The sequence below is a fragment of the Nocardia mikamii NBRC 108933 genome, assembly GCF_001613505.1.
GTDB lineage: Bacteria > Actinomycetota > Actinomycetes > Mycobacteriales > Mycobacteriaceae > Nocardia > Nocardia mikamii.
Genome location: NZ_BDCM01000012.1, coordinates 137478 through 149189, shown reverse-complemented (window position 1 = coordinate 149189; position 11712 = coordinate 137478). Strand labels below are relative to the sequence as shown.

Annotated in this window: 9 protein-coding genes; 8 read left to right on the top strand and 1 reads right to left on the bottom strand. The window is 68.6% G+C overall.

Going from position 1 to position 11712, the window contains the following annotated elements; genetic code table 11:
- Positions 1 to 283: 283 nt before the first annotated feature.
- The 8 genes from NMI01S_RS15540 (at position 284) to NMI01S_RS15505 (ending at position 10100) form a co-directional block, all read left to right on the top strand.
- The gene (locus tag NMI01S_RS15540; RefSeq protein WP_062997852.1) at positions 284 to 2524 is read left to right on the top strand and encodes a SulP family inorganic anion transporter; all 2241 of its coding nucleotides are present in this window, start codon (positions 284 to 286) and stop codon (positions 2522 to 2524) included.
- A gap of 245 nt (positions 2525 to 2769) precedes the next feature.
- A complete protein-coding gene (locus NMI01S_RS15535; protein WP_062997850.1) occupies positions 2770 to 3417 on the top strand; it encodes a (2Fe-2S)-binding protein in 648 nt (215 codons plus the stop codon).
- 117 nt (positions 3418 to 3534) lie between these two features.
- Complete coding sequence (gene thrS, locus NMI01S_RS15530) at positions 3535 to 5613, top strand: threonine--tRNA ligase (RefSeq protein WP_210743177.1); 2079 nt, start codon at positions 3535 to 3537, stop codon at positions 5611 to 5613.
- Positions 5614 to 5621: 8 nt separating this feature from the next.
- Positions 5622 to 6257 carry an ATP adenylyltransferase gene (locus NMI01S_RS15525; protein ID WP_062997848.1) on the top strand — a complete coding sequence of 212 codons (636 nt, stop codon included), beginning with the start codon at positions 5622 to 5624 and terminating at the stop codon, positions 6255 to 6257.
- A 1-nt stretch (position 6258) separates the two neighbouring features.
- Complete coding sequence (gene pgsA, locus NMI01S_RS15520; RefSeq protein ID WP_062997846.1) at positions 6259 to 6930, top strand: phosphatidylinositol phosphate synthase; 672 nt, start codon at positions 6259 to 6261, stop codon at positions 6928 to 6930.
- A 22-nt stretch (positions 6931 to 6952) separates the two neighbouring features.
- Entirely contained in the window at positions 6953 to 7936 is a 984-nt protein-coding gene (locus NMI01S_RS15515) for a phosphatidylinositol mannoside acyltransferase (RefSeq protein WP_062997844.1), read from the top strand.
- Positions 7933 to 9057, top strand: a complete 1125-nt coding sequence (locus NMI01S_RS15510; RefSeq protein WP_062997842.1) for a glycosyltransferase family 4 protein — start codon at positions 7933 to 7935, stop codon at positions 9055 to 9057. The genes NMI01S_RS15515 and NMI01S_RS15510 overlap by 4 nt, the downstream gene beginning before the upstream one ends.
- Positions 9057 to 10100 (top strand): NUDIX hydrolase, encoded by a 1044-nt coding sequence (locus tag NMI01S_RS15505; protein WP_062998635.1) that lies wholly within the window; start codon positions 9057 to 9059, stop codon positions 10098 to 10100. Before NMI01S_RS15510 ends, NMI01S_RS15505 begins: the two co-directional genes overlap by 1 nt.
- 24 nt (positions 10101 to 10124) lie before the next feature.
- Here the strand turns inward: NMI01S_RS15505 and NMI01S_RS15500 are convergent, their stop codons facing one another.
- The gene (locus NMI01S_RS15500) at positions 10125 to 11516 is read right to left on the bottom strand and encodes an outer membrane protein assembly factor BamB family protein (protein WP_062997840.1); all 1392 of its coding nucleotides are present in this window, start codon (positions 11514 to 11516) and stop codon (positions 10125 to 10127) included.
- Between the last annotated feature and the right edge of the window lie 196 nt (positions 11517 to 11712).

The window sequence follows — 11712 nt, the reverse complement described above, 5'->3', positions numbered from 1 at the left end:
ATTCCCAGTTCTGGCAATTTCGCCGGATGGAAAACGTGCCCTGAGCGGGCGCACAGTGGTGCCGGTGCAGGTCGGAGCTCCAGGCGGGTGAGGGCCGTCACATCGAATCCGGAACGTGTGCGAGGCTAAAGATCCTTTTCTAAGCCTTTGCTTAGTCTTTACTATTAGGGTTGCCCTCGCTTCCGGCTCACTGCTGGACAACGAAGTCTCGCAGCTGAATTCGATGCCTGGAGAGCATGTTCGACCGACCGGACCGCCGCGGCGGCTCCGGTGAAGGAGCACTATGTCCACCGACACCGTCGCTACGCCCAGACCCTCGGCCCCGCCGGGCCCCAGCTGGTCGGACCGGATGAACTCGGTCCTTCGACACGATCTACCCGCATCCGTCGTCGTCTTTCTCGTCGCGCTTCCGCTCTCGATCGGCATCGCGGTCGCCACCGGCGCCCCGGTCGCGGCCGGGCTCATCGCCGCCGCCGTGGGCGGCATCGTGGTGGGATCCCTGGGGGGCTCCGTCCTGCAGGTCAGCGGCCCGGCCGCCGGACTGACCGTGGTCATGGCCGAGACCATCAATCAATTCGGCTGGAAGACAACCTGTTTCATCACCGTCGGCGCGGGCGTGCTGCAGATCGTGTTCGGCCTGAGCCGGATCGCGCGCGCCGCGCTCGCCATCGCACCGGTCGTCGTGCACGCGATGCTCGCCGGCATCGGTATCACCATCGCCTTGCAGCAGGTTCATGTCCTGCTCGGCGGATCGTCGCAGAGCTCGGCGTGGGAGAACGTCGCCGAATTGCCGAATCAGCTGCTGCATCTCAGCGGTATCGACGTCGTGATCGGCGGACTGGTCATCGCGATCATGCTCTGCTGGCGCTGGGTGCCGGCCAAGATCCGGGTGGTCCCCGGACCGCTGGTGGCGATCGTGGTCGCCACCGCGCTGTCGCTGGTGCTGCCCGGAGACCCTGCCCGCATCACGATGAGCGGGTCGCTGTTCGACGCCGTCGGCCTGCCCGACATGCCCAGCGGAGATTGGAGCGGTGTCGCGCTGGCGGTGCTGACCGTGGCCCTGATCGCCAGCGTGGAAAGCCTGCTGTCGGCCGTCGCCGTCGACAAGATGCACACCGGTCCGCGTACCAACTTCGACCGTGAACTCATGGCGCAGGGTGCGGCCAACGTGACCTCCGGCATGATCGGTGGCTTGCCGGTCACCGGTGTGATCGTTCGTAGTGCGACCAATGTGACCGCCGGCGCGCGCAGCCGGGCCTCGGCGCTGCTGCACGGTGTCTGGGTGCTGCTGTTCTCGATCGCCCTGGTGGGCGTGGTCGAGCAGATCCCCAAATCGGCGCTGGCCGGCCTGCTGGTGATGATCGGCATCCAGCTGGTGAAGCTCGCCCACATCAAGATCGCGCACCGTACCGGCGAACTGGTGATCTACGCGGTGACCATCGCCGCGGTGGTGTTCTTGAACCTGCTCGAAGGTGTGCTGATCGGTCTGGTCGTCGCCTTCGCGCTGCTGCTGTGGCGCGTGGTGCGTGTCTCGGTCGAGGCCGCTCCGGTCGAGGAAACCGACCGGTGGCTGGTGAGCGTGGACGGCACCTGCACCTTCCTCGCCCTGCCGAAGTTGACCGGGCAGCTGGCCAAGGTGCCCGCCGGGGCGGACGTCCTGGTGGAGCTGACGGTCGACTTCCTCGACCACGCCGCCTACGATGCCATCCACTCCTGGGCGCAGCAGCACGAAAGTACCGGTGGCACCGTCGAATTCGTCGAGATCGGGACCGCGCGCATGGCCGATGCGGCCGAGCGTCCGCCGCGGCGGGCCCGCGCCCGCGGGCTGCTCGACGACGTGCTGGGACCGTGGCGTTCCGAGGGTGGCAATCCCGTCGCCGCCGGTGTCGCCGCCTACCATCGCAGCCACGCCCACGTGATGCGTCCGCACCTGGACGAATTGCGCAACGGTCAGGACCCGGACTCCTTCTTCCTGACCTGCTCCGACTCGCGGATCGTGCCGAACGTGATCACCAACAGCGGTCCCGGTGACCTGTTCACCGTCCGCAATATCGGCAACCTGATCCCGGCGCGCGGCACCGATGTGTCGGTGGACGCCGCGCTGAGTTTCGCGCTGCACAATCTGTCGGTGCGCAACGTCGTGGTGTGCGGACATTCGGGCTGCGGTGCGATGAACGCCCTGCTGTCCGACCGGTCCGCCGGTCCCGATATCGACGACTGGCTGGCCCACGGCGCCGAGGCCCTGCAGCGCTACCGCGGCGGCCATCCGGTGGCGGCGGCCGCGGCGGCCGCCGGTTACGGCCCGGCCGACCAGCTGAGCATGGTCAACGTCGCGGTCCAGCTGGAGACGCTGCGGGAGCATCCGGTCGTCGCACGGGCCGTCGAGGAGCGCGGTGTTGCGCTTTCGGGCCTGTTCTTCGATATCGGAACCGCACGGGTCCTCGAGGTCACCACGACCGGCATCGCCGAGATCACCGATGCGGAGCGACCCGGAATACCCGCCCGGAATCCGACCCACGCCTGATCCGGGCGGAGGGTGCGCGAGTTCGTCGGCCCGACAGCCGAACTCGCGCACCCGTCCCCTTCGCCGCGGCAGCCGTCCCGCCCCGACCCGGGGACGGCTGTCGCGGCGCGCCTGAGCGTCGGCGGCGCCCGCGCCGATACGCTGAGCGGCGCACCCCGAAACCCTGCCGGCGCCTCGATGCGAGCGCGCCGGACATGTCATGGTGGAGGTGGTGCATTCGCTGGATCGATGTGGATCGGAGTCGGATGGAAATGGTGGCGCAGTCGGTGGCGTCCGGGGTGCCCGCCCAGGTGGCCGGCACCAAACTCACCGAGCCCGCGTGGCTGTCGGAACGGATCGCCGATATGGGAATCTCCTGGGGCACAGGCAATTCCCGTGTCTCGGGCACGCTGTGGTGGTGTATGGCCGCCTCGGCGCTGGTGGATCCGATCACCGAGGCCTACGCGACCGGCGCACCGGCACCCGACCCCACGCTGGAACGGCTGCGCTGCGAGATCCGGCCCGACGGTGGCATCGAGCGGATCGTGGCCGAATCCGTGGGCGAGTCCGAGGCGGTCGGCGCCGCGCTGGGCGACACCCTGCGGCGCGTCATCCCGGTCGTGGCCCGGGTGACCGGCGCCGGTCCGGCAGCGCTGTGGGCGATCGTCGCCGACGCGATCGGCAACCGCGCCATCGACGCGGGCGACCCCGAGGCGGGCGCCCGGCTGGCCGCCCAGGTCGGGGAGCGGCTGCCCGCGCCGCGATTCACCGATATCGCCGCGCGCACGTTCGTGCGGCGCGTCTCCTGCTGCCTGGTCTACGAGGTGCCCGGTTGCGATATGTGCACCAGCTGCCCCAAAAGGCCCGCCGCCGAGCGGCAGCGGCTGCTCACCGAGCTGGCCCGGCGCGGGTGAGCGGGCCGCGGCCGCTTCGCGGCCGGTCCATCGGCGCACGACCGGTACTGTCCCGATAGCATTGGTCGCGCCGGTGAGATTTCTGTTCGTCGACCGGCCTGGAACAAGAATGCCGACATGTCTAAGGAGAGCGCAGCCGTGACCACCTCAGCCCGCATAACCCCCGCCGCCCTCGTCCGGGTGCCGGCCGGGACGACGGCGGGCGCCGCGGTGCGCGAAGCGGGCCTGGCCACCAAGGGCCCCGACACCGTCGTCGTCGTCCGCGACGACGAGGGCAACCTGAGGGACCTGTCCTGGGCGCCCGAGACCGACGTCGAGGTCGAGGCCGTCACCGCCGGTTCCGAGGACGGCCGCAGCGTCATCCGCCATTCGGCCGCCCACGTGCTGGCCCAGGCGGTGCAGCAGGAATTCCCCGAGGCCAAACTCGGCATCGGCCCGCCGATCAAGGACGGCTTCTACTACGACTTCCAGGTCGAGCGGCCCTTCACCCCCGAGGATCTGGCCAAGCTCGAATCCCGGATGAAGAAGATCATCAAAGGCGCGCAACGGTTTTCGCGCCGGGTGGTCGAGGTCGACGAGGCCCGGGTGGAATTGGCCAAGGAGCCGTTCAAACTCGAGCTGATCTCCGATAAATCGGGTATCGACGATCCGGAGGTCATGGAGGTCGGCGGTAAAGAGCTGACCATCTACGACAATCTCGACCCGCGCTCCGGCGAGAAGGTGTGGGGCGACCTGTGCCGCGGCCCGCACATCCCGACCACGAAGTTCATTCCCGCGTTCAAGCTGACCCGCTCCTCGGCGGCCTATTGGCGCGGTGACCAGAACCGCGAGGATCTGCAGCGCATCTACGGCACCGCCTGGGAATCGCCGGAGGCGCTGGAGAACCACCTGCACGTCCTGGAAGAGGCCGAAAAGCGCGATCATCGCAAACTCGGACTGGAACTGGATCTGTTCTCCTTCCCGGACGAATTGGGTTCGGGCCTGCCGGTGTTCCACCCCAAGGGTGGCATCATCCGCAAGGAGCTCGAGGATTATTCCCGTCGCCGCCACATCGCGGCCGGCTACGAATTCGTCAACACCCCGCATATCACCAAGGGGCATCTGTTCGAGGTCTCCGGACACCTCGACTGGTATCGCGAGGGCATGTTCCCGGCCATGCATCTCGACGCCGAATACAACGACGACGGCACCGTGCGCAAACCCGGCCAGGACTATTACGTCAAGCCGATGAACTGCCCGATGCACAATCTGATCTTCCGCTCGCGCGGCCGGTCGTATCGGGAGCTGCCGCTGCGGCTGTTCGAATTCGGGTCGGTGTATCGCTACGAGAAGTCCGGTGTCGTCCACGGGTTGACCCGGGTGCGCGGCATGACCCAGGACGACGCGCACATCTACTGCACCAAAGAGCAGATGCACGCCGAACTGACCTCGACGCTGCAATTCGTGCTGAGCCTGCTGCGCGATTACGGTCTGGACGATTTCTACCTGGAATTGTCGACCAAGGATCCGCAGAAATTCGTGGGCTCCGACGAATTGTGGGAGGAGGCCACCGAGACGCTGCGCAAGGTTGCCACCGATTCGGGTCTGGATCTGGTCCCGGATCCGGGCGGTGCCGCCTTCTACGGCCCGAAGATCTCCGTGCAGGCCAAGGACGCGCTGGGCCGCACCTGGCAGATGTCGACCATTCAGCTCGACTTCAACCTGCCCGAGCGTTTCGGCCTGGAATACACCGCCTCCGACGGCACCAAGCAGCGCCCGGTGATGATCCACCGCGCCCTGTTCGGGTCCATCGAACGATTCTTCGGCGTGCTCACCGAGCATTACGCGGGCGCGTTCCCGGCCTGGCTGGCGCCGGTGCAGGTGGTCGGCATCCCGGTCGCCGACGCGTTCGCCGACCATCTGGACACGGTGGTGGAGGAACTGCGCGCGCACGGGGTGCGAGCCGAGGTCGACCGCAGCGACGACCGGATGCAGAAGAAGATCTTCAACCACACCGCGCAGAAGGTGCCGTTCATGCTGCTGGCCGGCGAGCGCGATGTGAACGCCGGTGCGGTGAGCTTCCGCTTCCGCGACGGCACCCAGGTCAACACCGTACCGGTGGCCGATGCGGTGGCGACCGTCGTCGACTGGATCTCGCGGCGCGACAACGCCTCGCCGAGCGCGGAAGGATTCGAGGTCCGGACCGGTGGGGCGTGAGTGAGGGCATGGTGGAAGAGGCTGTGACGCAACAGGATCCGGGTCGGATCGTCGACACGGGGGCGGGGGACCCGGACCGGTTGCAGCGATTGTGGACGCCGTACCGGATGTCCTACATCACCGGCGCGGTCGCCGATCGCGACAGCCGGAGCGGGCCGGCCGACGCCGACGCGCCCGCCGGCGCCGAGGACAAGACCTCGGCCGGGCTGAAGCACCCCTTCACCGAGATCCCGAAGATGTCGGACGAGGACGGGCTGGTCATCGCGCGCGGCGAATGGGTGTTCGCGGTGCTCAACCTGTATCCGTACAACCCCGGCCACATGATGGTGGTGCCGTACCGGCGGGTGGCCGACCTGGAGGATCTGACCCCGGAGGAGAGCGCCGAACTGATGGCGTTCACCCAGCGGGCGATCCGGGTGATCAAGAAGGTGTCGCGGCCCGAGGGCTTCAACGTCGGGCTCAATCTCGGCGGTGTGGCCGGGGGATCGCTGGCCGACCACCTGCATCAGCACATCGTTCCCCGCTGGGGCGGGGACGCCAATTTCATCACCGTCGTCGGCGGGGTGAAGGTGATGCCGCAGTTGCTGCGGGAGACGCGGGCCCTGCTGGCCGGGGCGTGGCACGAGGCGAAGGAAGTCGAGTAGCGTGCTGAGCTTCTTCGGTCGGGAGACGTTCGCCAAGGCGACCGCGCCGCTGGGACGGGCGCTGGTGAGCACCGGGCTCACGCCCGATGCGATGACGCTGATCGGCACCACCGCCTCGATCGTGGCCGCGGTGACGCTGTTCCCGACCGATCACCTGTTCTGGGGAACGATGGTGATCTGGCTCTTCGTCATGTTCGACATGCTCGATGGGGCGATGGCCCGCGCCCGCGGCGGCGGGACGAAATACGGTGCGGTCCTGGATGCCACCTGTGACCGCGTGGCCGACGGCGCCATCTTCGGTGCGCTCGCCTGGTGGTCGGTGTATCACGAGCACAGCAAGCACCTGTTCGTGGCGACGCTGGTGGTCCTGGTGACCTCGCAGGTGATCTCCTATGCCAAGGCGCGGGCGGAGGCGAGCGGGCTGTCGGCCGACGGCGGGATCATCGAACGTCCCGACCGCCTGGTGATCGTGCTGGTTGGCGCCGGTTTCACCGGCATCGGTGGCTATTTCGACATCGAGTGGCTCACCTACGCCGTGTATGTGGCGATGTACATCCTGGCGGTGCTGAGCATCGTCACCGTCTTCCAGCGAGTCCTGGCGGTACGGAATTCGGCCGGTGCCCGCGACGTGATCGCGCCGGTGACCAAGGCCGACTCCGATACGGCGAAATGAAGGTGGTACGGGCGTGACGCAGATGAGGGCGGCGCTGACCGACGGGGCCTATGCGGCCGGGTGGCGACTGGTGCGGGGGCTGCCGGAGCGCACCGCGCGCCGCTGGTTCGACTTCGGTGGTGATTGGGCGGCCCGGCGTGCGAACCGTGCCACCCATCGCGGTCAGGGACCGAATCAGTTGCGCCGCAATCTCGCCCGGGTGCTGGGCGTCGATCCGCTCGACGTGCCGGACGAGGTGATCCACGCCTCGATGCGCTCGTATGCCCGGTACTGGCGCGAGGCGTTCCGGCTGCCGACCCTCGACCATGCGGCACTGGCGGATTCGCCGCTCATGCCGCCACCCGAGGGGTTGGAGCATCTGGACGCCGCGCTCGCCGAGGGACGCGGTGCGATCTTCGTGCTGCCGCATTCGGGGAACTGGGATATGGCCGGCGTGTGGCTGGTGCAGCACTACGGCAGCTTCGCGACGGTGGCCGAACGGCTGCAGCCGGAATCGCTGTTCGAGCGCTTCGTGGCCTATCGCGAAAGCCTCGGGTTCGAGGTATTCGCGCTCACCGGCGGGGAGCAGCCGCCGTTCCGGCAGCTCGCGCAACGGTTGCGCGACAACAAGGTGGTCTGCCTGATGGGCGAGCGCGACCTGACCGGCAAGGGTGTGCCGGTGGAGTTCTTCGGCGAACGCACCTGGATGCCGGCGGGCGCGGCGAAATTGGCCATCGAGACCGGCGCCGCGCTGATGCCGGTGCACGCCTGGTTCACGGTTGACGAGCGGGGCCGTGAGGGGTGGGGGCTGAAAACCGAAGCGCCACTGGATGTTTCGGGCGGTGTCGATGCGGCCACCCAGCGGCTGGCGAACCGGTTCGCCGCCAATATCGCCGAACACCCCGCCGACTGGCATATGTTGCAGCCGCTGTGGGAGCGGGATCTGTCGCCGCAGCGGCTGGAGCGGATCGCCGCAGCGCAGGCCGTGCGCAGCGGTGAGCGGTCCGCCGGAGACGCGGTGTCATGAGAATCGGCATGGTCTGCCCGTACTCGTTCGACGTGCCGGGCGGTGTGCAGTCGCATGTCGTGGAATTGGCGCAGGTGCTGATCGAGCGCGGACACCGGGTGAGCGTGCTGGCGCCGGCCTCCGACGACACCGAACTGCCGGAATTCGTCGTCTCGGCCGGAAAGGCGGTGGCGATTCCGTACAACGGGTCGGTGGCGCGGCTGTCGTTCGGGCCGACCGCCTACACCCGGCTGCGGCGCTGGATCGCCGACAGCGACTTCGAGGTCCTGCACGTCCACGAACCCAACGCCCCGAGTATCTCGATGCTGGCGCTGAAGGTGGCCGAGGGACCCATCGTGGCCACCTTCCACACCTCCACCACCCGCTCGCTGGTGCTGGCGACCTTCCAGGGAGTGCTGCGGCCCTACCACGAGAAGATCAGCGGGCGGATCGCGGTGTCGGAGCTGGCGCGGCGCTGGCAGGTGGAGGCGCTGGGCAGCGACGCGGTCGAGATCCCCAACGGGGTCGACGTGCCGGCGTTCGCGAATGCGCCACTGTTGCAGGGATATCCGCGCGCGGGCGGGACGGTGTTGTTCCTCGGCCGCTACGACGAGCCCCGTAAAGGGATGGCCGTGCTGCTGGGCGCACTGCCGAAACTGGTCGCCCGGCATCCGGACGTGGAGATCCTGATCGTCGGCCGCGGAGACGAGGAACGGCTGCGTCGGGAAGCGGGCGAACACGCCGGACATCTGCGTTTCCTCGGTCAGGTCTCGGATGCGGAGAAGGCGTCGGCGATGCGCAGTGCCGATGTGTACTGCGCGCCGAATCTGGGCGGGGAGAGTTTCGGCATCGTGCTGGTGGAGGCGATGGCCGCCGGAACCGCGGTGGTTGCCAGCGAATTGGACGCCTTCCGCCGGGTGCTGCGCGACGGGACCGCGGGAGTGTTGGTGCCGGTGGGTGAATCCGCGGCGCTGGCCGAGGCGATCGACGGATTGCTCACCGACCGCACCCGCCGCGAGGATCTGGTACGCACCGCGGATCAGGTTGTCGGCGAATACGATTGGCCGGTCGTGGCCGAACAGATTCTGCGGGTGTACGAGACGGTCACCGTCGGCGACGCCCGGGTGAGGACCGCTGGATGATCACCTTCTCCGCGACGACCATCCTGGTCCTCGCGCTGATCGCGGCGGTGATCATCGCCATCGGTGTATGGGCCTACTCCACCGCCAACCGGCTCGACCGGCTGCACGTGCGCAGTGATCAGGCCCGCGACGCCCTGGAGTCCGCCTTGGCGCGGCGCGCGGTGGTGGCTCGTACGGTCGCGATCTCGATGGCCGGGCCGATATCGGAGTCCACGGCGGCGGAGCAGTCCAAACGGCTGATCGCCTTGGCCGATCGCGCCGAACGCGCCGACTGGAGCGATCGGGAAACGGCGGAGAACCAGCTGGCGGCCGCGCTGTCCGCCGTCGACATCACCTCGTTACGGCCCCAGCTGGTGGCCGAACTCGCCGACGCCGAGGCGCGGGTGCTGATCGCGCGCCGCTTCCACAACGACGCCGTGCGCGACACCCTGGCGCTGCGTACCCGCCGCCCGGTCCGGTTGCTGCACCTCGGCGGTACCGCACCGCTGCCGACCTATTTCGAGATCGCGGAACGGGTCACACCGGCCGCGACCACCGGCCTCGAGGTCGACACCGTCCGTACGTCGGCCCGGGTGGTTCTGCTCGACGACGAGGACCGCGTGCTGTTGATGCGTGGCCACGACCCGCAGACGCCCGATTCGCCGTTCTGGTTCACCGTCGGCGGCGGCATCGAACCGGGGGAGACGCTGCGGGCCGCGGCGGTGCGCGAGGTGTGGGAGGAGACGGGACTGGCGCTGGACTCCACGTTGCTGCGCGGCCCGATCTGGCGGCGGGTCGCGGTGTTTCCCTTCAACGGAGAGCTGATCCGCTCCGAGGAACTGTTCTTCGTCGCCCGGGTGCGCTGGTTCGATCCGAAACCCGCCGATCCGACCGTCTGGGAACGCCGCTGCGTGACCGCCTACCGTTGGTGCCTGCCGCCGGATATCGCCGAACTCGACCGGATCGGGGAAACGGTGTACCCGTATCACCTGGACAACCTGCTGGCCGAGGCGCTCACCGCCGCCGGCTCCGATCTCGAGCCGGAGGTCCGGTCCATCCGCTGAGCCGCGGGGATTATTCGCGTCGCCTCACGCCGCAGCGTATCCGGTGAACGCGTCCGCGAGCACGACAACCATCCGGCCGCCCATCGCTTCCACCCTCGAGCGCAATCTGGGATCACCACTGGGCGGCAGCGACATCGACCAGGCGGTCGAACCGTCGCCGGCGTCGATCGCGTGCACGGTGGCGCCGTCCGCGAGAACGAGGTGCCGGCCGTCGGTGAGGCCGTCGCGCACCGTGCTCGCGAACCCCGCGGGCTGCCGCCACAGCTGATGTCCGTCGGCGAGATCGAGGCCGGTGAGCGCCGTCCCGTCGGGCGATCGGACGATCACCGTGTGATCGACTACCCCTTCGACCGCGCCCTGGCGGCCCGCGGACTCGTCGCGGCCGATCTGTGGATTGGTCCACAGCACTCGCCCCGTCGTCCGGTCGTAGGCACTCTCACCGGTGAGGATCGGCGGCGGCGACGTGGTCGCGGTCGGGTACCACTCGAGCAGAAAACTGGGGTTGCCGACCTCGGTGACGAGGTGACCGTTGCGATCGAGAAGGGTGACTCGTCCCGCGCTTCCGCTGCGATCGATCACCTGCGTGGCGATGATCCCGCCGTCGAATACGGCGCCGACGGGTGCGGTGAACAGCGGGTCGCCGGTGCGCAGATCGTAGACACGGACGTTGCGGTCGTGGCCGTCCCGGAAGTAGTCCGGCGCATGGAGTCTCGGCCTGACCGCGTCGCCGGGGACCGGTGTCGGATACGTCCGGCGCCAGCTCGCCTCGATGTCGGCAACGGTTCCCCGGGTGACGACGGCGGTCATCGAGTCGGCGGTGCGACCGGCGACGGACACCACACCGTCGCGCACCGCGACGTCCATCACCTCGAAGTCCGTCGTGTGGTCCGTGGCGATCGCGCCGGTGGCGGCGTCGACGATCAGCACTCGGTGGGTGCCGCGGCAGGTCAGCTGTCCGTCGAAGACGCGCTCGTTACAGCTGAGGAGTTCGCCGGCGTCGATCGACCACCGCACAGTGCCGGCGTCCGGATCGATGCCGTACAGCCGCACCGGCCCGACCGTCCGTGCGGTGTCGCCCGGTCCGCTGGGTACCGCCGTGCCCGCGACGGTCATGGGCCCGGCGTCCATCGGCGAACCGTAGCCGTAGTAGTCGTGCAAGCTGTGCGGCAAGTCCAGCAAGACCGCGCCCGGCTCACCGGTCAGATCGGCGGCGCGCACCGTCCACCGCGGCACCGGAGCGGAGTCGAGCCGAGGCGAAATCCGGAACCGGCCACCAGTGACGGGTCCCTCCGGCGCCTGCTCGGGCGGTCGGTTCCATACGACCGCCGCGACTGTCGCCACCACGGCCACGATCAGCACCGTGATCCAGATCCGGCGCGTGCCGCGACCGGTGAGCCAGTGTGCGGCCGCGTTCATCCGGCGGTCCCCTTCATCCGTCCAGCCGGCTCACGCACCGGCCTTACTGTGCGAAAAAGGCAAGGTATCAGCCTCTTTCGAGGTGGGTGATCGCGACGACGTCCCAGCGCCGGTAAGGCCGTAACTCGAATCCCGCTTCTCGTCGAAGATCTCCAGCGTGGCCGGAGACGCTGTGACCAGGCTGCGGAACGCCCGG